The sequence below is a fragment of the Alteromonas ponticola genome (assembly GCF_012911815.1).
In the GTDB taxonomy this organism is placed as follows: Bacteria; Pseudomonadota; Gammaproteobacteria; order Enterobacterales; family Alteromonadaceae; genus Alteromonas; species Alteromonas ponticola.
Window position 1 is genome coordinate 220,286 of record NZ_JAATNW010000007.1, and the last position, 22,875, is coordinate 243,160.

Annotated in this window: 21 protein-coding genes and 1 tRNA gene; 8 read left to right on the forward strand and 14 right to left on the reverse strand. The window is 44.4% G+C overall.

The annotated features are described in order from the left end of the window. Positions 1-50: 50 nt before the first annotated feature. Positions 51-833, forward strand: coding sequence for a hypothetical protein (locus HCJ96_RS14160; RefSeq protein WP_169211723.1), 783 nt, complete (start codon positions 51-53; stop codon positions 831-833). Between the two features lie 464 nt (positions 834-1,297). After that, positions 1,298-1,771 carry a GNAT family N-acetyltransferase gene (locus tag HCJ96_RS14165; protein ID WP_169211724.1) on the forward strand — a complete coding sequence of 158 codons (474 nt, stop codon included), beginning with the start codon at positions 1,298-1,300 and terminating at the stop codon, positions 1,769-1,771. Positions 1,772-1,988: 217 nt separating this feature from the next. On the opposite strand, the gene HCJ96_RS14170 is transcribed toward HCJ96_RS14165, so the two are convergent. Next, positions 1,989-3,275 carry an NRAMP family divalent metal transporter gene (locus HCJ96_RS14170; protein ID WP_169211725.1) on the reverse strand — a complete coding sequence of 429 codons (1,287 nt, stop codon included), beginning with the start codon at positions 3,273-3,275 and terminating at the stop codon, positions 1,989-1,991. Between the two features lie 37 nt (positions 3,276-3,312). Then, positions 3,313-4,722 carry an amidohydrolase family protein gene (locus HCJ96_RS14175; RefSeq protein WP_169211726.1) on the reverse strand — a complete coding sequence of 470 codons (1,410 nt, stop codon included), beginning with the start codon at positions 4,720-4,722 and terminating at the stop codon, positions 3,313-3,315. A 209-nt stretch (positions 4,723-4,931) separates the two neighbouring features. On the opposite strand from HCJ96_RS14175, the gene HCJ96_RS14180 reads away from it, so the two are divergent. Next, a complete protein-coding gene (locus HCJ96_RS14180; protein ID WP_169211727.1) occupies positions 4,932-5,483 on the forward strand; it encodes a TetR/AcrR family transcriptional regulator in 552 nt (183 codons plus the stop codon). Further along, positions 5,480-6,001, forward strand: coding sequence for a RidA family protein (locus HCJ96_RS14185; RefSeq protein WP_169211728.1), 522 nt, complete (start codon positions 5,480-5,482; stop codon positions 5,999-6,001). The genes HCJ96_RS14180 and HCJ96_RS14185 overlap by 4 nt, the downstream gene beginning before the upstream one ends. A gap of 134 nt (positions 6,002-6,135) precedes the next feature. Here HCJ96_RS14185 and HCJ96_RS14190 read toward each other — a convergent pair whose 3' ends face one another. The 11 genes from HCJ96_RS14190 to HCJ96_RS14240 form a co-directional block, all read right to left on the reverse strand. After that, positions 6,136-6,723 (reverse strand): CAP domain-containing protein, encoded by a 588-nt coding sequence (locus tag HCJ96_RS14190; protein WP_246261423.1) that lies wholly within the window; start codon positions 6,721-6,723, stop codon positions 6,136-6,138. Positions 6,724-6,818: 95 nt separating this feature from the next. Then, positions 6,819-7,088: a 30S ribosomal protein S15 gene (gene rpsO / locus HCJ96_RS14195; RefSeq protein WP_169211729.1), complete on the reverse strand. Its 270-nt coding sequence runs from the start codon at positions 7,086-7,088 to the stop codon at positions 6,819-6,821. Positions 7,089-7,246: 158 nt separating this feature from the next. After that, positions 7,247-8,215 (reverse strand): tRNA pseudouridine(55) synthase TruB, encoded by a 969-nt coding sequence (gene truB, locus HCJ96_RS14200; RefSeq protein WP_169211730.1) that lies wholly within the window; start codon positions 8,213-8,215, stop codon positions 7,247-7,249. A 5-nt stretch (positions 8,216-8,220) separates the two neighbouring features. Further along, complete coding sequence (gene rbfA / locus HCJ96_RS14205) at positions 8,221-8,613, reverse strand: 30S ribosome-binding factor RbfA (RefSeq protein WP_169211731.1); 393 nt, start codon at positions 8,611-8,613, stop codon at positions 8,221-8,223. A gap of 80 nt (positions 8,614-8,693) precedes the next feature. Then, on the reverse strand, positions 8,694-11,300 hold the full coding sequence (gene infB / locus HCJ96_RS14210) for a translation initiation factor IF-2 (RefSeq protein ID WP_169211732.1): 2,607 nt from the start codon (positions 11,298-11,300) through the stop codon (positions 8,694-8,696). Positions 11,301-11,323: 23 nt separating this feature from the next. Beyond that, positions 11,324-12,817: a transcription termination factor NusA gene (gene nusA, locus HCJ96_RS14215; RefSeq protein WP_169211733.1), complete on the reverse strand. Its 1,494-nt coding sequence runs from the start codon at positions 12,815-12,817 to the stop codon at positions 11,324-11,326. Positions 12,818-12,861: 44 nt separating this feature from the next. After that, positions 12,862-13,320: a ribosome maturation factor RimP gene (gene rimP, locus HCJ96_RS14220; RefSeq protein WP_169211734.1), complete on the reverse strand. Its 459-nt coding sequence runs from the start codon at positions 13,318-13,320 to the stop codon at positions 12,862-12,864. Positions 13,321-13,653: 333 nt separating this feature from the next. Beyond that, positions 13,654-14,655: a response regulator gene (locus HCJ96_RS14225; protein ID WP_169211735.1), complete on the reverse strand. Its 1,002-nt coding sequence runs from the start codon at positions 14,653-14,655 to the stop codon at positions 13,654-13,656. Positions 14,656-14,660: 5 nt separating this feature from the next. Beyond that, positions 14,661-17,981 (reverse strand): MHYT domain-containing protein, encoded by a 3,321-nt coding sequence (locus HCJ96_RS14230; protein WP_169211736.1) that lies wholly within the window; start codon positions 17,979-17,981, stop codon positions 14,661-14,663. Positions 17,982-18,225: 244 nt separating this feature from the next. Beyond that, a tRNA-Met gene (locus HCJ96_RS14235) sits at positions 18,226-18,302 on the reverse strand. A 171-nt stretch (positions 18,303-18,473) separates the two neighbouring features. Next, on the reverse strand, positions 18,474-18,776 hold the full coding sequence (locus tag HCJ96_RS14240) for a 4a-hydroxytetrahydrobiopterin dehydratase (RefSeq protein ID WP_169211737.1): 303 nt from the start codon (positions 18,774-18,776) through the stop codon (positions 18,474-18,476). A 451-nt stretch (positions 18,777-19,227) separates the two neighbouring features. On the opposite strand from HCJ96_RS14240, the gene HCJ96_RS14245 reads away from it, so the two are divergent. The 4 genes from HCJ96_RS14245 (at position 19,228) to HCJ96_RS14260 (ending at position 21,659) form a co-directional block, all read left to right on the forward strand. Continuing rightward, positions 19,228-19,623, forward strand: a complete 396-nt coding sequence (locus tag HCJ96_RS14245; protein ID WP_169211738.1) for a DUF3718 domain-containing protein — start codon at positions 19,228-19,230, stop codon at positions 19,621-19,623. 491 nt (positions 19,624-20,114) lie between these two features. Next, complete coding sequence (locus HCJ96_RS14250; RefSeq protein ID WP_169211739.1) at positions 20,115-20,510, forward strand: DUF3718 domain-containing protein; 396 nt, start codon at positions 20,115-20,117, stop codon at positions 20,508-20,510. 213 nt (positions 20,511-20,723) lie between these two features. Next, positions 20,724-21,125: a DUF3718 domain-containing protein gene (locus HCJ96_RS14255; protein WP_169211740.1), complete on the forward strand. Its 402-nt coding sequence runs from the start codon at positions 20,724-20,726 to the stop codon at positions 21,123-21,125. A gap of 252 nt (positions 21,126-21,377) precedes the next feature. Beyond that, positions 21,378-21,659, forward strand: coding sequence for a hypothetical protein (locus HCJ96_RS14260; protein ID WP_169211741.1), 282 nt, complete (start codon positions 21,378-21,380; stop codon positions 21,657-21,659). A 211-nt stretch (positions 21,660-21,870) separates the two neighbouring features. On the opposite strand, the gene HCJ96_RS14265 is transcribed toward HCJ96_RS14260, so the two are convergent. Further along, positions 21,871-22,854, reverse strand: a complete 984-nt coding sequence (locus HCJ96_RS14265) for an NADPH:quinone oxidoreductase family protein (protein ID WP_169211742.1) — start codon at positions 22,852-22,854, stop codon at positions 21,871-21,873. Between the last annotated feature and the right edge of the window lie 21 nt (positions 22,855-22,875).

The following is a 22,875-nucleotide window of genomic DNA, read 5'->3' on the forward strand; positions in this document are numbered from 1 at the left end:
GCGATATTGAGTATATAAAGCCTAAAGTTTTAAATTTGTAAAGAGAGCTTATGTCAAATAATTCACGTGACGATGATTTTCCGAAAATTTTAGTCGATGAAGAAGACCGTCGTGCTTATCATCAGAAGAAACAAGTTGCTGCGCATACCATACGTAAAGATGCGCCAGAGCAACCTGTTTCAAATAATGGTCACTCCGACGGCAAAGCTAAAAGTAACCCCATATGGATGGTGCTAATTGCGGCGATTGCGCTCGCGGCATGCGGTGGCTGTTATTACCTGTATACACTGTTACAACAACAGCAGGTAAATGCTGAGCAAGCGGAAGCAAGAATCGTTGAATTAGAAAATAAACTGTCAGCAACGGGTGAAGAAATTGGCGAATCAACCGTAGCACTGCAAGTGAAAGTGACTGACTTATCCAAAAGAACCAACGATTTGTGGGAGCAAATGGATAAATTGTGGGCTTCAGCATGGCGTCGCAATCAAAAAGAAATTGCAGATTTAGTCGAGAAAACTAACGGTATCCAGAGTTCACTCACCTCTTCCGTGAGTACAGCAAATCAAAACATAGAAAGTCAGAAAGGCCAGATTGCCAACCTTAAAAATGAAATCGCCGCGATGGCTGATGAAGTACTTGCCTTGAATGTTCGACTTGAGCAAACCTCGGGTGACAAAGCACAACAGGCACAAACTGTTAAAAACCTGACCGACAAGCTGAGCGTTTTAGAGCAGCGTAACAACACGCTAGCCAGCAGGATCAGTACGTTGGAAAATGAACTTAGAACGATGGCAACCAAAGTTGTCAGTGGCCCGAATCCTTCTGGTCAATAACCGCCTCGTTTACTCTAAGCCCTCCCCCAAATTCATCGTTCCCGCCTCTGCGGGAATGATGAAAAGACTCGAAAATAACCAAACGTGAGCAGGACTGATTTGCTCGCTGGCTGGCGCATTAACTTATTATGATTTAACGGTTCACATAGATTAGCTCAGTCTTTACCCAGCAAAAGTGGATGGCTCACCATTGAACCTGAAAATTTCAGATAATGAGCATGATCACATTTGATAGACTTCTTAACATGTGTTGCAGACCCTTATCAATTGAGCCTATACCGTTCTTTATCTCGTGCGTTAGAATGCTAATATCGTTGTGTAACAGCAATATAACTATCAAATTGTAGGCATTTTTTGAAACGATTGTAATCAACTGCTAGTGAGAACTGCGCTGGATATTTTTCCCCCAAGAACAACTTTGTTTTTGAGCAGTATTTTATTGTCTAAAATTAGTGAGTAAAAAGTTGGATACAAATATTACCATTCGCGAATTTAAAGAGTCAGACCTCAAATCAGTTAAGCAAATTATCAATGATAACCAGATGTTTCCATCTGAATACTTAGACGACATGGTGTCTGGGTTTTTAAAAAAAGAAACCGAAGAACTTTGGTTTGTTTCAGAAACAGACGAAAATGAAGTCATTTCAATTGCCTATTGCGCTCCAGAACGTATGACAGAAGGAACTTGGAATCTTTTGCTTATAGCAATTTCGAAAAAGATGCAGGGGCGAGGCATCGGTAGCGACTTGGTGGCGCACGTTGAACAGGATTTAAAGTTAAAGGATGCTCGAATCCTCCTCGTAGAAACTTCAGGTCTACCTGATTACACGTTGACTAGAAACTTCTACTCAAAATGCGGTTTTACGCAAATCGCAGTGATACCAGAGTATTATGATGATAGTGACGATAAAATTGTCTTTTGGAAGTTACTAAAGTAACAATTTAATGAAAGTAACGGACATTATTGATGTCCGTTTTTGTTTTTGACCGTTGTGGATCCTGTCAATTCAATGGCCTCTCTGCTGATTTTTCGTGAACTAATATCTTCATACATATAAAGTGATCGATAATAGAGCTCAGTCAGAACAGGCTAAGCTACCTAAGTTTCCACTCTCTTCTCGTCTTGTTGTTTAACCTTAAAATATCAACGCTGTTTTAGAACAAAAACCAGTACACGAAGAACCCGGCAAAGCCGATTAATAATAGCAAACAGCACCAACTGTAGAGCCTGTATGCACCTTTAATTCGCATTTCTATTGGAACGTTAGGTAACGACATCGCCCTTAAATTCAACCAGGCAAAAACAGGTGCAGTAACAAACGCAATCGTAGTGGCAAAATCTATCAACAGTTTGAGTTGACCGGCGAATAGATAAATGACCAACCAGCCGCCGAGACAAATCATAGGAATGATGCTCTTGTAACATAACAGATGCTTTTGTTGGGGTAATGAGAATTGCTTCTCTGCAATACGTGTAATCACTTGACTAAATCCATCGGCGACTGCAAGACAAGTTGAATACATGGCGATAAATATCAGAACACTAACTAGCGGCCTGCTCCAGTCGCCTAATACTGTGGTAAAAATGGTAATGAGTTGTGCCGAAAAGCCAATAGCCGAGTCTTGTAATGCCTGTCCTTGACCGAAGAACAGTTTCGCACCGAATACCATGAACATGAGTGCGAATACCACGCAAAAAATATATCCAATATTAAAATCTAATATGACTTTGGAAACTTGCCTTAACTTCGAATCTTTAAGAGGCGCAGCAGATTTACTTGGATGATGCACATCAGCGGATTCCAGGCGATTTTTCTCTACCACCCAGAGTGAGTGCCAAACAGACACTTCAATCGCTGTTGGCATCCAACCCACCAGCGCCACCATAAATGCAATACTGGTTGCTGTAGAATAGTCAACCTGAACTGACGCTGGTGAAGGCAAATCAACCACAAATAGAGCGACAAAAGTAACCAGGCAGAGAATAGCGAACACCAGCATCATCCAGCGGATCAGTTTATTCAATAATGCGTAACCACCCCCCACCAACAAGCCGATGACACTAAACATGACAATGGCCGACCAAAGGTTTACCGACAAATTAAACGGCAATATATTTGCTAGTACACCTGCAGCGACAATGCTTACCGCCGCCATGATGATAAACATAGTCACAAAATTAACCAGTACCGCAATGCCGTACGCCAGCTTTCCTTGTCTGTGATATGCATCCAACAAACTCTCACCGGTGATCGCTGCATACACTGCCCCTACCCTAAAAAAAGGCAATTTCACCAAATGAGCAATAATGATAAGTGCGGCTAAAGTATAACCAAAGTCAGCGCCCGCCCGAGTAGCCTGGACTACATGTGATACGCCGATACTAGTGGCGGCAAATACCATCCCTGGCCCTATTAATCGCAAACCTGCGTGGAAATTCATAACCATTGCTCCCCCTGAACATTCACTGACATGACGATTAATGCAGCCCTACCTTGCCTTCCATCGCTGAAAATATGGCTTGCGAATCGTAAAATGTGCCTTCTTTAACAGCCCATCTAATGCGTTTGAGGTTATTCAAATCCTCGCTCAAATCCCCTTCAAATACCGCCAAATTGGCCAGTTTTCCAGTCTGGATTGTGCCGATCTGATCGGCTCTTCCCAAAAAGGTAGCGCCATTCAGTGAAGCAATCTTGATCGCTTGGCTTAGCTCAAAGCCCGCTTCGACCAGCAGTTCAATAGCTCTAAGGTTTGATATACCTGCCACAACGCCGCCATAGCCCGTTGGATCCGTACCAACGACAAGTTGTCCGCCAGCCTCCACAAATTTCTTTTCCCAGTGCATCTCACGTTTTAATAATTCAGACCAATCGTTGTTTTCACTTGCCTGTATTTTTGACCAACGATCTAAGTATTGCTGTTTAACGTCTGGGTTCATCAGGCGCAATGCTTGCTGCCAGGCTAACGGCCTGCCTTTAGCGAAAGTCTCATAGATGGTCAGAGTTGAAGTAATGGTGACACTATTTTTCACCAGATGCGCAATCAGTTTATCAATCTCTTTGCTGTCTAAGGGCTGTTTCAATAACGATTCCATTACCTCTTTACTAGCAGGACACTCGTCTTTCCTTTTCGATTTCACAAAATCTGTCGCCGTTACAAATCCGTGTTCCAAATTATCAATACCAAAGTCGGCGGCCTCGCTAAAGGTGACAGAGCATAGGTGCCCGGTAACTTTCTGCTGATTATCATGTGCAAGCTGAATTATGCGCTGCATCTCTTTTTGACGGATATGCATATATAGCTTGTAGGACTCGACCCCCTCGGACAACCAATACTTCACCTGATTTTCGGCATCATCAGCCCCCATCAGCGCTCTTACTTTCATAATCGGTAATCCCGGGCCATTAAGATATGGTGCGGTGACATTGATGTTCGGTCCAATTATCTCTTTATCCTTGATGGCATTACTAACGTTTAAATCTGCATAAGGTGCCATCGTGCCGGCAGTTCTAATAGTTGTCGCTCCACCCGCCAGATATAATTTTGGAAAGCTATACACCATGTCTGAGTAGTTCCCTAATCCAGTTGGATAAAACAGGTGCTCATGCAACATCACAAAGCCAGGAACAATAGTATGTCCGGACAGGTCAATCTCTGTGTAGCCACTGGGTAATAATTCATCCGCGTTTAATACCGCCTCAATGCGCTCACCATTTAACAGAATAGTTTGTTCATACCGAACCGGACTGCCGGTCCCGTCAAACACCGTGACGTTCTTCAAGGCAAATTTTTGCGCTTCATGAACAATAAATTCATTACTATAAGCTTGCGCCGAAAAAATGCTAACTAGCAGCAAAAGCCAGTAATGGAGTGTCAGCTTGAATTTCATTTTAAACCTCAGTAGCACTGAACTAAGAATCGAGTATTTACAATAACTATTGCTAGAAATTTATTTTTGTAAATATACATTCACATATTATACTGAGCATAAAGTGATTTTGTAAATATTGATTCACATTAATGCCGAATATTATTCACGCGCGTCAAAAGCGCAGCGCTATAACTCAAAACAAAATTTTGAAATCTCTGCATGACAGCTTGAACGATAAGTACTTCGAACACATTAGCATCGCTGAACTGGCAGAAGGAGCCGGCGTATCTGTGGGAACCTTTTATCGTCGATTTAAAGATAAAAATGCGCTGATACCATTGTTGTACGAAGATTTTGGAAAGGAGTTAGATGCCTGGGTAACTGAGTTAGAAGTTCATAACTTGGTCGATAAAGAAAAGGTATTTGAATTTCTGATTCACGAAACTGTGCAGTTTATTCGCAAACGCTCCGGTGTGTTTCGCACCCTCCACCTTTACGCCAGGCTTTATCCCGGACTGGTTCCGGAAAATAAAATGACAGCGCGAAAAAAGGAATTTGAACGTATTGCGCGGTGGATAGAAAAACAATTGTTTAACGGTAGCGCATCAGGTCAGCAAGCTGCTAAAACAAATATGTGGGTTTTCATTGCAGTAGATACTTTAATTGAAAAAACACTCTACAACAATGTCACGCCTGCATTGGCCTGCAATATGGAAATCAATGAGTTTGCACTTCATTTAAGCCAAAATCTATATAACGATTACAAGGAAACATTATGAGATTAATTACTGCCCTTAGCTTTTTCATTTTACTCTTTTTTACCGAGATCGCGGTCGCTAATCCCGATAAGAAAATTGCCGAACTAGGGCTTAATTTATCAGAAAAGGGAGAACCTACAGCCACCTTCGTTTATTCGGTTCAAACAGGCAACCTGCTATTTACTGCGGGTCACGTATCGGTCACCCCTGAAGGCAAAGTTATTAAGGGTAAACTAGGTAAAGATCTCACCACTGAACAAGGCGCAGAAGCAGCAAGAATGGCGGGAGTTTCTCTATTAGCCACAATAAAACAAAACCTTGGCTCATTGTCCAGAGTTAAACGATTGGTAAAAGTGACCGGTATGGTAAATAGCACTCCTGACTTCACCCAGCACTCTCAAGTGATTAACGGTTTTTCTGATTTAATGGTGGAAGTATTTGGCGATAACGGACAACACGCCCGTTCAGCGGTTGGCATGAATTCATTACCCTTGAATTCCGCAGTAGAAATAGAAATCATTTTGGAAATAAAAGAGTAATCGCCTTTCAATTTTCGAACTCTTTTTACATAAGGAACGCCTGACAACCCTATTCACTTTCTCAGGCGTGATGTTGTCATTACGACGAAAGACCAAAACAGTATCGCTTGGTCATCCCACCACTGCAACAATAACTACTTATTTTCATTTTCAGATGTGGGCGTAAGCATATCGATTCCTTTATTGGGTACGTCGTCGAATTGCTCGTTATCATCTCCCGATCCTTCAGTTAAGTAAACGGCCCAGTATTCCACATGTGGTGAGTCATTCTTCCTAATGAAGGCGACACCTATTTTATCCTGCTTCAGATAAACCGGATGCTCACCCAACAAGTGTTTGCGGTGATGTTCAGATTGTTTAAATGCACGCCAGACTTTTTCAGCGCTGCTATACCCGCCCGCAACCGCTTCTACCTGATTCGCCATGAAGGTGCCATAGTACTTGGGAAGTTCGAAACCTGCATTTCTCAGTCTTTGATTCGGACTTCCACCTAAGTTATGCATCACTAATCCATGATTAGCCATGATTTCAACTTTGTCCTCAGCAACCTCAATCAAAACACTGCTGCATTGCATAGATGAGCGTCTCTGATGCTCATCATTTAAAATCAGCCTGACTAACTCCTGCGCTTGCTCATTACTGCCGCATTCTAAAAGCTCATTCGCCTCTCCGGGAACGGAGATCAAAATTGTGAGCGCTGCGATGTATTTCAGGTACTGCATAACTTCCCCCTGAGCCTGGCTCTGTCCCTATGATTAATCCCTTTTTCAGTCAAAAAAAAAAAGCGCCATAAGGCGCTTTTTTCAGAAACACGTACTTAGCGGCGTAAGCCCAGACGCTTGATAAGGTCAAGATAACGCTCAGCGTTCTTACCTTTCAAGTAATCAAGCATTTTACGACGTTGGCTAACCATACGTAATAAACCACGACGTGAATGGTGGTCTTTCTTATGGCCAGCGAAGTGGTTTTGCAATTTGTTGATGTTGTGAGTCAACAAAGCAACTTGTACTTCTGGTGAACCAGTATCACCTTCTTTTACGCCGTAATCAGCAATAATTTGTGCCGTTTCTTCTTTAGTTAGTGACATAGTCATCTCCTGTAATTAAAAGTTTGGCCAATCACTAATTCAGCCAAACAGATGAGAGCGCGTATTATAGCGGCAAGTAACTAATTTGCAAGGGCAGCGCGCTAATCTGTGACGCCTGCCCTACGCTTATGTTCTATCATCAACGGGTTGCGCGAGCGCTAGTAAACTACCCGTCTTCTGGGCATGACGAACAGTCCTTCATCCCGCACATGCGCCGGTTGATCTTTAGGCTGTCTGATGGCTTCACCCACCCCTAAAAAGCGAACAGGATCTTGTTGATAGACCCGATACAGATCGCCGTCATTAATTGATAAGCGCTGCGGTAAAATACTTTGACCGTGTTCGAACCTGTCTACCTGCTCGTCATCAAGCTGAATAGCATCCAACGACATAACGGCTTTATCCATTGGCAACAGCAATGAATCCAGCGGGGAAAAATCCTGCTGTTGATGAGCCTGCTCGGCCAAAGCAACGAGCTCATCTAAGGCAATCATTTTATCTGCTGGATAATCTGCAACCTGTGTTCTGTGTAACATGGTGACGTATGCGCCACACCCTAATTTCTGACCTATATCATCCACCAATGAGCGTATATAAGTGCCTTTACTGCAGTGAACCGTCATGGTGATTTCGGGCAAGCTAATCTGATCAATGGTGAGGGAAAAAATCGTGATATCCCGCGCTTTACGCTCAATAGTGATACCTTGTCGTGCGTACCAGTAAAGCGGCTTACCCTCGTGCTTTAGTGCTGAAAACATAGAAGGGATTTGTTTACTCTGTCCGATAAATGCCAAACAGGCATCCATCGCCTCCTGCTCACGGACGTTAACAGGCTTTTCTTCTACCACTTCTCCATCTGCGTCAGAGGTGGTTGTGCGTATACCTAATTTGGCTGTGACCTGATAGGTTTTGTCTGCATCTAACAAAAACTGTGAAAACTTGGTGGCTTCTCCCAGACAAACTGGAAGCATTCCGCTGGCCAAAGGGTCCAGCGCGCCTGTGTGGCCGGCTTTTTCGGCCTGATACAACCATCTTACTTTTTGCAGAATATTGTTTGACGAGCCTCCAACGGGCTTGTTTACCAATACAATACCATTGATTTTACGGCCTTTTCTGCGCCTTCCCATCGTGATTACTCGTTATCTTCAGACTGCTTTTTCGCATTATCCTTCGCTACGGTTTGCGATACTAAGTTAGAAATCCGCATCCCTTCCTGGATAGATTTATCTTCGAAGAAGTGTAAATGGGGAACCGAACGCATTCTCACACGCTTGGCCAATAAACTTCTAATGAAGCCTTTATTATCCTCTAACTGCTTCATCTGCGTCTTAACTTGTTCCGCTTCGCAGTTGTATAGCGTAATAAAGATCTTTGCATGCGCTAAATCTCTGGACACCTCAACATCAGAAACGGTGATCAGCGGTAAGTTACCCACCTTATGCTTGTATTCGTTCTGCAAAATACTGGCGATTTCTTTGTGAACCTGTTGAGAAACTCTATCTGTACGCGAAAATTCACGTGCCATAGTCATTCTCCTTAAATTGAACTGATAGGCAGAAAAATGGGGGCTAAGTTGCCCCCATTCAATGTTTATTAAATTGGTTGCTACTGAATGTGACGCGCTACTTCGATGATTTCGAATACCTCGATCTGGTCACCGACCTTAACATCGTTGTAGTTCTTAACCCCGATACCACACTCCATGCCATTACGAACTTCCTGAACATCATCTTTAAATCGACGTAAAGACTCAAGTTCACCTTCGTAAATTACCACGTTGTCACGAAGTACACGGATTGGATTGCTACGCTTAACATTACCTTCCGTAACCATACAACCAGCAATTGCACCCAGCTTCGGTGACTTAAATACGTCACGAACTTCAGCCAGACCAATAATTTCCTGCTTGAACTCAGGCGCAAGCATACCACTCATGGCTTGCTTGACTTCGTCAATCAGGTCGTAGATCACACTGTAATAACGCAGATCAGTCTCTTCTGCTTCAATAACACGGCGAGCAGTTGCATCAGCACGTACGTTAAAGCCCAAAATAATGGCACCGGATGCGGCGGCAAGCGTCGCATCGGTTTCGGTGATACCACCAACTCCAGAACCTACGATATTAACTTTTACTTCGTCAGTGGACAATTTGACCAATGAATCTGAAATAGCTTCAACAGAGCCCTGAACATCCGCTTTAAGAACGATATTCAAGTCGCTCACATCGCCTGATTCCATATTGGCAAACATGTTTTCGAGCTTCGCTTTTTGCTGACGAGCCAGCTTAAGTTCGCGCTGTTTTTGATGACGTTTGGCAGCGACTTCACGCGCTTTACGCTCGTCTTTTACTACCACGGCGTCTTCACCCGCAGTAGGTACGCCAGATAACCCTAGCACCTCAACGGGGGTTGATGGACCAGCAGTTTTGACTTCGTTACCATTTTCATCGCGCATCGCGCGTACACGGCCGTATTCTTCACCGCAAAGCAGGATATCACCCGCATTAACCTGGCCTTGCTGAATAAGCACAGATGCAACCGGTCCACGTCCTTTATCCAGACGCGATTCGATAACAATACCGCGCCCTGGTCCTGAATCCACCGCTTTAAGATCTAACAGCTCAGCCTGCAGATTGATCGCTTCAAGTAATGAATCTACCCCTTTACCGGTTTTGGCAGAAACGTTAACAAATTGATGCTCACCACCCCACTCTTCTGAAATTACTTCTAACTGAGACAGTTCCGTTTTCACCCGATCTGGATCAGCGGTTTCTTTGTCCATTTTGTTAACAGCAACAATCAACGGGACATTCGCAGCACGCGCGTGTTGAACCGCCTCTTTGGTTTGCGGCATTACGCCATCGTCTGCAGCAACAACCAAAATAACAATGTCAGTGGCTGTCGCACCACGAGCACGCATAGCAGTAAAGGCCGCGTGTCCAGGTGTGTCTAAGAAACAGATTTCGCCATTATCGGTTTCCACTTTGTAAGCACCGATGTGCTGAGTAATACCGCCAGCCTCACCAGCAGCCACTTTCGCGCGGCGAATGTAGTCAAGCAAAGAGGTTTTACCATGGTCGACGTGGCCCATAATAGTTACCACAGGTGCACGGGTAATCGCTTCACCCTGGTCTGTGTTGGCCAGTAATTCGTCTTCAAGCGCGTTGTCATTGACCAACTCGTATTTATGACCCATTTCCTCAATCACTAATACGGCAGTATCCTGATCGAGAACCTGATTGATGGTCGCCATTTCGCCCATTTTCATCATGGCTTTGATAACTTCATTGGACTTCACCGCCAGACGGTTTGCCAACTCACCTACCGTGATGGTCTCACCCAGTTTAACGACACGTTCAACCGGTTGTGCTGGCTTGTTAAAGCCCTGCTTAAGATGCTCACCGGCATTCTTTTTAGATTTTTTACGACGACGAGAGGAGCGTTCTATTTGCATGTCCTCTTCATCTTCTGCTTCCTGAGCATAACGATTAGAATGCAAGTGGACCTCTTCTGCTTCCGCTTTCTTACGACGCTCTTCTTCTTCTTTCCAGCGACGCTCGTTTTCCTCAGCTAACTTACGTGCTTCATCAGCCGCTTTTTTCGCGTCTTCTTCCAACTTGCGCTTGGCTTCGTCTTCTTGCTGTTTGCGTAAACGCTCTTCTTCCTGACGCGCTTTTTCCTGCGCTTCACGTTCTTCACTTGTCAGTGATTCGTCTTGCTGTTTACGCGCTTCAGCTTCCTGCTTGGCTTTTTCGGCACGCTTAGCACGCTCAGCTTCAGCCGCCTTTTTGGCCTCTTCCGCTTTTTTCGCTTTTTCGTCTGCTAGACGCTTCGCTTCAGCCGCTGCCTTTTCCTCTGCTTCACGACGGGCTTCTTCTTCCTTGCGGCGAGCTTCTTCTTCAGCTTGGCGCTGTTCGTCCATTTCGCTGCGTTTAACGTAGGTACGCTTCTTGCGCACCTCGACTTTTACCGCTTTAGATTTGCCTACGCTCAAAGTACTGGTGGTTTTACGCTTAAGCGTCATACGCGTAGGCTCTTCAGAACCCGCGCCACCATGCTGTTTACTCAAATGATCAAGCAATTTACGCTTTTCATCTTCTGTTACCTGAGAGTCAACAGCTTTTTTGATCCCAGCATCTTCAAACTGGCTAACCAGCCGGTCAACGGTTGTACCAATGTCACTGGCGAGCTTTTCTATAGATACTTCTGCCATTACGTGTTTATCCCCCTGCTGACCTATTCTTCATTAAACCAGACGATATTACGCGCAGCCATAATTAAGGCCCCCGCTTTTTCTTCGCCAAGTTCTTCAATATCACTGATATCGTCTGTGCCTTGCTCAGCTAACTCTTCCAAGTCAGTGATTCCGCGACTAGCTAACACAAACGCAACATGACGACTCATACCTTCCAAATTCAGCATTGCTTCGGTAGGTTCAGAACCATCAAGCGATTCTTCATTTGCCAATGCGCGTGTGGTTAACGCGGCACGAGCACGATTGCGCAGTTCTTCAACGGTATTTTCATCCAGACCTTCAATGGCCATTAATTCATTTACCGGAACATAAGCAACTTCTTCCAATGTACTGAAGCCTTCATCAGCCAGTACACCAGCAAACTCTTCATCGATGTCTAATGCATCAACGAAAATCTGAATAACTTTTGAAGTTTCTTCTTCATGCTTGTTATTCAGGTCTTCAATGGTCATTACGTTAAGTTCCCAACCGGTAAGCTGGCTGGCTAAACGTACATTCTGACCACTGCGTCCAATTGCCTGAGCTAAATTGTCCGCTTCTACTGCGACATCCATAGTATGGCTGTCTTCATCAACAACAATTGACGCTACTTCTGCAGGTGCCATGGCGTTGATAACAAACTGGGCAGGATTTTCATCCCACAATACGATATCAACACGCTCACCGCCTAACTCGCCTGAAACCGCTTGTACCCGTGAGCCACGCATACCGACACACGCACCCACCGGGTCAAGACGTTTGTCGTTAGTTTTTACTGCAATTTTAGCGCGTGAACCCGGGTCCCGTGCCGCCGACTTGATTTCCAGCGTTTCTTCAGCAATTTCTGGCACTTCAAGACGGAACAATTCAACTAGCATGTCAGGGTGAGTACGGCTGACAAACAACTGCGCTCCACGCGCTTCAGGACGAATCACAAAAAGTAGTCCGCGCACGCGATCGCCTGGACGGAATGTCTCACGTGGTAACATGTCGTCACGGAAGATAACCCCTTCAGCGTTATTGCCCAGGTCGATGATGATGTTGTCACGGTTTACTTTCTTCACCGTTCCGGTCACTAACTCACCGACTTTATCCTGATATTCAGCAACCATCTGCGCACGCTCAGCTTCACGTACTTTTTGTACGATGACCTGCTTTGCCGTCTGCGTCGTGATTCGATCAAATGCAATTGACTCTATCTGCTCTTCTACATAATCACCGATCTGAATGTCAGGTTCGTCGATTTGTGCAGCAGACAATGTCAATTCTGCGTACGGATTTTCCTGCTCTTGATCATCTGCGATCACTTCCCAACGACGGAAAGTATCAAAATCACCTGTGGTACGATTAATACTTACCCGAACTTCAATGTCGCCTTCGTTTTTCTTTTTTGTCGCACTGGCAATTGCAAATTCCAATGCTTCAAAAATCTTTTCTCTAGGCACTTGTTTTTCATTTGAAACGGCTTCAGCCACTAACAAAATTTCTTTATTCATTTTCGCCTCACTCATGCTTCCTGTACGAAAGCGATGCTGTTCCATTAGTCAAATGTGGGAACAACGTTACCTTTTTCGATATTCGCCACAGCTAATTGAAACTGCTGGCCATCCACTTCAATACTGACATTGCCGTTTTCACACGCCAGTAGCTTACCTTTGAAATTACGTCTGTTATCAATTGGCATGCGGGTACGGATTTGCACCACTTCACCTACCGAAGCAATGTAATGCTTCTCTTTGAACAATGGGCGGTCCATTCCCGGTGACGAAACTTCAAGGTTGTATTCGGTGCTGATAGGATCTTCGACGTCAAGAATTGCGCTTGCCTGATGACTGACATCGGCACAGTCGTCAACTGTGATCCCGTTTTCATGATCAATAAACACACGCAAAATCGAATGCTTGCCGGCGCGCACAAACTCTACGCCCACCAGTTCAAAACCTAACGCTTCGACACCAGGTTCAAGCATTTCAGTTAACTTGTCTTCAAGTCTTGACAATCGTAACCTCCAAAAACAAAAAATGGGCATATAGCCCAACTGAAACTATGTAAGTTGGGTTCTGCATACGTACAGGCCAATTACACAGATTAAGATACAACAAAAAGCCCCGTACTAGCGGGGCTTTGTGAAAATAGGGACCCAAAGCTGCTCACTAGCAGCTGCAGACTAATGGGTAATTCGCCAACTGGCAAAGCCTGCACTAGCAATGCGTTTCTGTTTTACTACCTAACAGATTGCCCGCTATTGCTAAAAAGTGCGGGCATTATACTGATATTCGAATGGTTACGCAACATGCAGTTTCACACTTAAATCCGTAAGTTTACGTTTTAATTATTCGCTGTCGTCGTCTTTCCAGCGATGTTTTATTTTGAGAAATTCGTCAAGGTTAGCTTCCAGCAATTCTACCAGTCGGGATTCGAAATGCAGTTCTTTCTGAGCGTTAATATAACGCATGGTTTCTTCAACAGACCACGCATCCTTATATGGGCGCTTGCTGGTTAGGGCATCAAAAACGTCGGCTAACGCAACGATTCTGCCTTCGATTGGAATTTCTTCGCCCTTAAGTCCATTGGGGTAGCCCGTACCATCCCACTTTTCATGATGGGTCAGCGCGACTGATTTTGCTATAGCCAGTAACTCTGAATTGGCTTCTCCCAGTATTTCCGCCCCAATTAAAGGGTGAGTGCGCATAATGGCAAATTCTTCTTCGGTAAGTCTGGCGGGCTTCAACATGATGCTGTCCGGAATGCCTATTTTGCCGATATCGTGCATAGGTGCAGCGTGTAACAGCAAGTCTGCCTGTTCTTTTGAAAAGCCATAAGCTAACGCGAGCACCCGAGCATAGTGGCTCATGCGCATCACATGCATACCGGTTTCGTTATCTTTATATTCTGCCGCCCGGCCAAGACGCTGTACCACTTCAAGGCGCGTCCGTCTGAGCTCTTCTGCCTGAACCAGGGAAAGGTGTGTTTTTACCCGCGCCAACACAACACTTGGAGAAATCGGTTTAGTGATATAATCAACGCAGCCCACGTTAAAGCCTTCAGTTTCATCATGCTCCTGATTCAGAGCGGTAACAAAGATGATCGGAATGGCGTGCGTTTCCGCATTGGTCTTCAGCACTTTACAGGTTTCGAACCCTGTCATGCCGGGCATCATCACATCGAGTAAAATCAGTGAAGGCTGTTGTTCACTCGCCAGCCGGATCGCCTCTTCGCCACTTTTAGCGAAAATTAAATTATAGTGCGGCGACAACAGTTGACGCAGCACACGTAAATTAACTGGCTCATCATCTACCAGCAATATCGTTGGGGCTGACACTGTTTTAAGCATAATAATTATCTACCACCTTCAATTTCGTTCAGCAATTTTGTCAAACTTTCCTGTGCTCGCTCAAACTCAAAGTCTTCAATATCCGATAAAATTTCTTCAATCGCCTGTGCAAATTTTCCTTTTGGCAACTTAGCTAACAGCTCTATTTCGTCTTCATTGAGCTGATGGCGTGAAACACTTACCTGCAGAGTTTGCAGGTGTTCTGTTAATTTTGCGCTATCTACGTGCTCTCTGTCATCGACATTCAGTGCCGATGATATAATCGCAGCATCGATTTCAGCTTCAACATGCAGCAGCGCTTGCTCTACGTCGTTTAAAGCTTCCACCACGTTTTTCTGCTCTCTTGCACTGACTTCAAGCTGACCTAAACTGGCAGCGAACTCATTCAGCGCAAGATTTCCGGCACTCCCTCTTAGACCATGACTTTGGGACAACACAGCAGGCCAGTCTTGCTCTTTAACCGCATGTCGCAAAAGCGCTATTCTTTCGTGGTTTTCGATAATAAAACGGCTTAACTCCTCTTCATGTTTAGCACGAGAGCCCCACAGGCGCTCGCCCATCTTTTTGTCGACGACCTTGCCATTGTCGATCACCGCAGAGCTTTTTGAAGGCTTAATTTCCAGGTTTAAAACACGCGCAATTTCTTCACACAGCGAGGGGAAGTCTACTGGCTTGTTGGCAAAGCCTTCCATACCAGCTGCATCCGCTTCTTGTTTATCCTGCACCAATACACTGGCTGTCAGGGCAATAATTGGCGTAGCTGGGAGATTGTGCTGTTTTTCATATTGGCGTCTCTGCCTGGCCGCCGAAAGACCATCAAGTACTGGCATCTGCAAATCCATCAAAACCACATCAAACGATTTTTCACGCATGTATTCCAACGCTTCTTCACCGTTAGTCGCAGACACAATGGTGTGGCCTTCCCGACCCAGCATCGCATTCAGTAAGTCCACATTCTGTGCAATGTCATCAACCACTAAAATTGTCAGCGCTGGAAGTTGGGTTTGTTCAAAGTGCGAGATCTCCTCAGCTTTTGCTACCGGTTCGAGGGGTAGGCTAAAACTAAATGTAGAACCTTTGCCTAACTCACTTTTAACCGTTATCTGCCCCCCCATCAGTTCAACAAGCTGTTTGCTGATCGTTGTGCCAAGCCCAGTACCGCCATATTTACGGCTCATCGAAGCATCAGCCTGCGAGAACGCATCAAATACCTGCTCCAGTTGGGTTGGCGTCATTCCAATACCCGTATCAATAATATCAAAGCGCACATCATTTGCTTTAACCGGGTATACATGCAGAGCAACGTGTCCCTGACTGGTAAATTTAACGGCGTTGCCGATAATGTTATTCAGCACCTGCCGCAGACGCTCTGGCACGCCCCGGTAATGACTGGAAACATCGGATGAAATATCAACGTTAAGCTCCAGACCTTTGCGTTTTGCCTCAAGCCAAAATGTAGAAAACACCGTGTCGATTTCGTTGCTTAAATTGAAGATACGATACTCTAATTCCAATTTTCCCTTATCCAACTTTGCGCTGTCTAAAATGTCATTTAACAGATGAAGCAGAGAGCGTGCAGAACGATTAATGGTATTTAAATGCTTAAGTTGATTTGTCTCCATGGGCTCATCTAACAACAAATCGCTAAAACCTATAATGGAGTTCATGGGGGTGCGAATTTCATGACTCATGTTAGCCAAAAAGGCGGTTCGCACTGCGGCAGCCTGCTCAGCAGCTTGTTTCGCCTCGCGTAAGTCTTCTTCCATTTTACGCCGCGCTGAAACATCCATTATAAAACCATCCAGCCACTGGGTTTCACCGTCTTCATCTTTGACGAATTTACCGTGTTCACTTACCCAACGGACATTCCCTTGTCGATCATAGATGCGGTATTCAAGGTCAAACTGCCCCGTTTTTCCGTAGGATTCCTGGATTAGCGCAACGTCATCCGGGTGATACAAATCCTGAAAACTTATTGACGGATCCGGTAATTCAAATTCAGACGCAGGGTAGCCGGTTATCTCTTCTACCGCTTCACTGATGAACACCATAGGCCAGGAAGGCTCATCCAGACAGCGATACGCTATGCCTGGAATATTCTGAATGAAAGAACGAAATTTAGCCTCATTTTCTTTTAAAGCGCGTTCCATCTTAATTCGCTGCCGAATATCTTCGATGAAGGCTACAAAGAAATGTTCACCATGCAACTTGGTCAGTCCAACTCCCAGTCTTATTGGGATGAGTGAGCCATCCTTGTGGAGAGCTTGCACGTCACGACTTTCACCGACCAGGTGCCGTACCCCCTCACCTTTCGCTGCCCCGAAAAACTGTTCATCGTATATATGTCTTCGCTCGGGTGGTACTACGCTGAGTACTGAATTTCCCAACAGCTCCTGCTCTGACCAGCCGAGAATTTTAGTTACCGCGGGGTTAACACGTATGATGACGCCTTTAGAATTCACCGTTAAAATGCCGTCAATAGCCGTTTGCGTAATCGCATTTTGCAGGCGTTCACTTTCCAACGCGCGGGCGGTGGCGTCTTTATATTTGTAAAGAATTGAAATACCAGACACAAAGGCAATCAGCGTCAAGGTGGTTAGGCTGACAGCAATGGCAAGGTAATAAGAAATATTAGCGGTTTGCTGCGAGAGTTCCAGCCCTGGGGGTTTTACGAATCTGGCTGCGCTCATTCCCGTATAATGCATGCCGGAAATGGCCAGACCCATTACCACCCCCGCCAGCACCATCGTACTTGTCGACGCACGTTTGTCCTTGCGCATACGCGTCAGACCAAAACGAATATACAGCGCCAGCATGGCAAGAATAACGGCCACAACAATAGAAAGTAAAAATAATGGCAAGCTGTATCGAAGCAGCGGCGCCATTTCCATCGCAGCCATTCCCGTATAATGCATTGTCCCAATGCCTGCGCCAACCAGCACACCACCAATAATAATTTGCGGGGGAGTAATGGTGGATTCGACGAGTTGTCTTAATGCTACCCAGGCCGCAGCAACCCCAGGAAATGCGGACAATGCAGTTAAGCCCGCATTGTATTGAACAGGTGTGCACAGATTAAATGCTAACATCCCCAGAAAGTGCATTGCCCAAATTCCTCCACCAAGCGCCAGACTTCCTGTCGCTAAAAGTAAATTTCGGCGCCCGGCCGCTCTCGATTCGCGCGCTTGCTCTGCCACTTGAAATCCCATAAAGGAAGCAAGGATAGCAATCATTACTGATAGCAAAACCAACCATGGACTGTAATCGCCGTAAACTAACAGCGAAGAGTCGGGAATAGAAAACGCGGTAATTAATGAGTCAAGCATACGGCCTTACTACTAGTGTTGGAGAAGAAAGAAGTTTCCGTCTTAGATGAGCAGAGAGTACGGTTCTATATCCAGTTTGGGACAAAATGATAACCCGAAAGATTATAAAGGCCTTTTACGTTTGACACGTTATACCTGTTAAATCATAAGTATATGTTTAAAAGCTGGATTGTTTTGGCGAGTGGCGATAAGAATTACACCGTTAAAACAAAAAAAGCCCTGATTTTCATCAGGGCCTTAAATGTGGTTGCGGGAGCAGGATTTGAACCTACGACCTTCGGGTTATGAGCCCGACGAGCTACCAGACTGCTCCATCCCGCGTCTGAACTGGTTTTGAAGGCTAGCTGTTATTTGCTGTTGCCGTTCAAGTGGTGCGTATTATACATAGTGAATTATGCTTGGCAAGCGATGTTTCAAAGAAAATTCAACTTTTACGACTGTTTGCTCACTTAACACCCAACTTGCTTAACTATTCAACACCTAAACCGGAATTTACCTGAATTTCTCCATTTTTTCCGCCATAGTGAAGTCCAAATCACTAAGCCCACCCACATCGTGGGTTGTTAATGTTACCTCTACTTTATTATAGACGTTAAACCACTCTGGGTGGTGATTTAATTTTTCCGCCCAAATGGCAATTTGTGACATCCAGCCGAATGCGCGTATAAAGCTTTTAAATTTAAACGTCTTGGTAATCTTATCTTCTTCAAGCTGCCACTGCTCCTCTGCGCCGAGTGTTTCATTTAATTTATTCAGTGCCTGCTCAATTTGAGACGTATCCAATTTTTCTGCCATCACGTTGCTCCAAGATTGTTAATTCACATTGTGTTCATCACTAAATCATATAGTTACCCACTCACTGCTATTGTGGCAAACTTGCCGCAAGAAAAGGCGTATTCAGTGCGTGCTAATAGCTTTACACGTAATCATGCGAAAGAAGTTCATTTTTTTGTGCTTACCAGGTACAGCATAAAATATAAATAACGGTTTTATTTAGCTCAGTCGCCGACGACAGCTGCCTGTGAAAAATTAAACACACTTCAATGAACCACTGTATGAAATGCAAGCAACCGAGTATTTATCTTAGCTCGTCAATAGATCCCTGATTATCATAGGTGCCAAATTTTATACCCAGGTATCAGACTGGTTATTTTTTAATCGCGTAAAGTTTTCTTTAATGAACTCGAATAACCATTAAGGCGGAATCACGACAAGCTTCCAAAATTATACGTTCGAGGAATTAACCATGTTGAAAGTAGTTAAATCATCTTTAGTCATCGCGTTTGCTTCTTTAAGTGTTACAGGCATAGCCAACGCTGACATTAATGCCGACCTGGCAAATATTTGCACCATTGTTCAGGCCGATGATAAAGGAGAACTGCGTAAAAAAATGCGCAGCGTTCAATCGGACTATCGCTTGAAATTAAACGATTATTATTCTGGTATATCCTGCAGCGGGAATAGCTTGATCCGAACAGCGATTCTTTCAAATGCGGTTGAAGTTGGAACCTTGATGGTTAAAAAGATGCCGAAATCAGATCTGGCGGCACCTGAGAAAGATGGTAAAACCTTACAGGCCTGGATCACCGAACAGGGTCTTCAGGATAATCCTATCAATGCAGTGTTGTTAGATCGCATGTAATGAATCAGTACTAAACGCAAATACGTTCTCCCTTTTACGACGCCCTACAAGTAAGATTGTGGGGCTTTTTTTATCCGCTAGCCGAACCCCGATCGTGTGTCACATTATATAAACGTTAATAACGATCTCATTTGTCAGCACTACCATTCGATAATTCACCCCGGACCTTTTATATAGTACACAAAAATGAAAAGTAAAAAGTCCAGGTTGCAGGGAGCCAGTAAGAAAATCCCCCTAAGAGCTACGCTTTGCTATCGTTAATGTGACGCGATGAAATAAGTAAACCCACCTCACTCAAAACTTAGAACAACCATTTATTATTCATATACATATGAGGTTAAGCACAGTACGGTTCTATTATTTTTTCACAGACCTGATACGTATGACTTCGCATATCATGTTATCAGCGTCAGTATTTTCACACTCCGTTAAATCCCGTTTAATGCTTCCCGAACAAAACAAACACCGAAATTCTTTAAAGGAAATTAACCATGTTGAAAATTGTTAAAACTTCCCTTGCCGTTGCTATTACGTCATTAACTTTTGCCAATGTTGCACAAGCATCTATCGAAGACGACTTGGCTAACATCTGCACTATCGTTCAAGCTGATGATAAAGGCGAACTACGTAAAAAAATGCGTCGCGTTCAGTCAGACTATAACCTTAAATTACACGATTACTATACTGGTATCAGCTGTAATGGTAATAGTCTTATTCGTACCGCGTTAACAAATAATGCAGTTGAAGTTGGCACTTTGCTTGTGAAAAAAATGCCTAAATCAAATCTTGAAGCACCTGAAGAGGACGGAAAAACTTTGCAGGCATGGATTTCAGAAAAAGGCTTGGCAGGTAACCCTATTGCCGTTGAATTGCAAGGCCGTATCTAAACCGATTACATGAATGCCATGTGAATTTTTTCAACATGGTCGCGGACTTAACTCCGCTCCCAGTGGCTCCCCAAGGGAGCCACTTTCTTTTGTATCCCCCCTATGTATTAACTTTAATACTCAAGTATCAACCTTCTAGTAGCTGCAACTTTTAAATTAGTTTTTAATGCGCTCGATTTCGCCACACTTGCGTGGCTTTCTTGAGGAAAAACCATGTTGAAATTTGTTAAACACGCTTTGGTCACATCAATGTTTGCGTTGGGTCTGTCGGCTCAGGCATCAGCTATAGGTAACGTGAATGAAGCGTTAGCGAATATTTGTACTATCGTACAGGCTGACGACAAAGGTGAGCTGCGTAAAAAAATGAAAGCAGTTGAAGATGACTTCAGATTAAAGTTGCAGGACTACTATTCTGGTATCTCGTGTGACGGCAATAGCTTAATTCGCACTGCGATGCTGAATAACGCTGAAGAGGCAGGTACTTTACTGATAAAGAAAATGCCCAAGTCTGCGTTGAATGAACCAGAAAAAGATGGCAAAACGTTGCAGGCATGGGTGAGCGAAAAAGGTCTTAATACCAACCCATTAGCGCAAGTGCTGGCAGAACGTATCTAAGCAAACTATTCATACTCAAGCAAATGAGCTGACCTGCTGCGTCGGCTCTTTTTTTTGTGCTGTCGTTCCTGTTTTACTCTGCTCAATGGTGTTACTAGCCAATTGTGACCGACTGATTTAAAACACCGCACTTGCGTATCAGTATTAATACGCTTGTATTTTACTCCCTCTATCTTATATGGGCTTTTTAACCTTTAATTAGCGTGCAGACAAAATAATTCGGATAAGCGTCCGACAAGGAGCGGGTATCGTATGAAAGCCATAGTTAAAAGCGTATTGATGTTATCGTTACTTAGCATGAGCATTTCGTCGTTCTCGTTTGAACGACCAGATGCAGGCCACCAGCAGGTTACAGCTGATTTTAGTGAAAAAAAGCAGCGTCAGTCCTCTATGCTGCAATTAGTTTCTTTTATGCAGGATCAGAATTCTGAGTCGCATAACGACGTTAGCAATAATGAATTGATCCTACAATCTATCCAGCAAAATTCATTGAGCCACAAAAAGTTACCTGAACACTTGATTGCAGTACGTTGAGATAAATCCAACGATTCAAGTTCATTATTGTCAATTATTAAATGTTGTAACTATAACGATTCAACATGGCATGCAGAGAGATCTGCAACTTCAAACGGCTTCCTTCGGGAAGCCGTTTTCTTTGCTAAACGGTTAGCCATAATTATGGCATCAGGCACAACAATAACCGTACCTGTTGTTAATCATATAAGCTAACGCAATCAGCCCAGGCTTAACTGGCAATGGTGTCTAAAATTAACTTTCCCCTGGCCTCACGATTAATCAGTCGATTTAGCGCGGTCGCCGCTTCGCTTAATGGATAACGTTGCTCAATATGAACTGTGATGTCTCCCGCACTGGCCCATGAAAATAGTTCGTGCATATTTTGGCGAAAAACATCAGGCTCTCTTTGAATGAATTGGCCCCAGAACACCCCCACCAGTGAAAATCCTTTCACCAACGCCAGGTTAGCCGCCAGCTTGGGAATTTCGCCACTGGCAAAACCTACGGTTAAAAGCCTTCCTTTCCATGCCATAACGCGGGCGCAGGCAGCAAAGGCTTCACCACCTACACAGTCATAAACCACGTCTATCCCTTTTCCCTGAGTTAACTCTTTTAGTGTCTCTTTAAGATCCTGTTTCACGTAATTAATGGTGATATCTGCACCATACTTTTCAGCCAGCTTTAACTTTTCTGTCGTCGAGCAAACAGCAATTACCTTTGCTCCCATTCGTTTGCCTATCTGAACGGCTGCTAAGCCGGTGCCGCCAGCGGCCCCTGTCACCAAAAGTGTTTCTCCCGCCTGTAACGCTGCGCGCTGTTTTAACGCATGGTGGGCAGTGGCATGCGCTGTGATCAGTCCTGCCGCCGCCTGCTCTGTTACGCCTTCTGGTATCGGCATGACCTGGGTTGCTGGTAACGCAACTTTTTCAGCAAATCCACCTAACTGACTAATCCCTATCACCCGATCGCCCTGTTGAAACGATGTCACATTTTTACCGCACTTATGTACAGTCCCGGCAACCTCGCTTCCTGGAATAAATGGAAATTCAGGCTGCATTTGATACAACCCCTGCACCAGCAAAGCATCAGGAAAGTTAACACCCGCTGCGGCAACATCGATTAAAATGTCATTCTCACCGATATCAGGATCGTTCACTTCAGCAAAGGCCAAATTTTCAACGGGACCAAATTCATTACAAATGATGGCTTTCATTTTAATCCTTGTTTTGTGTTA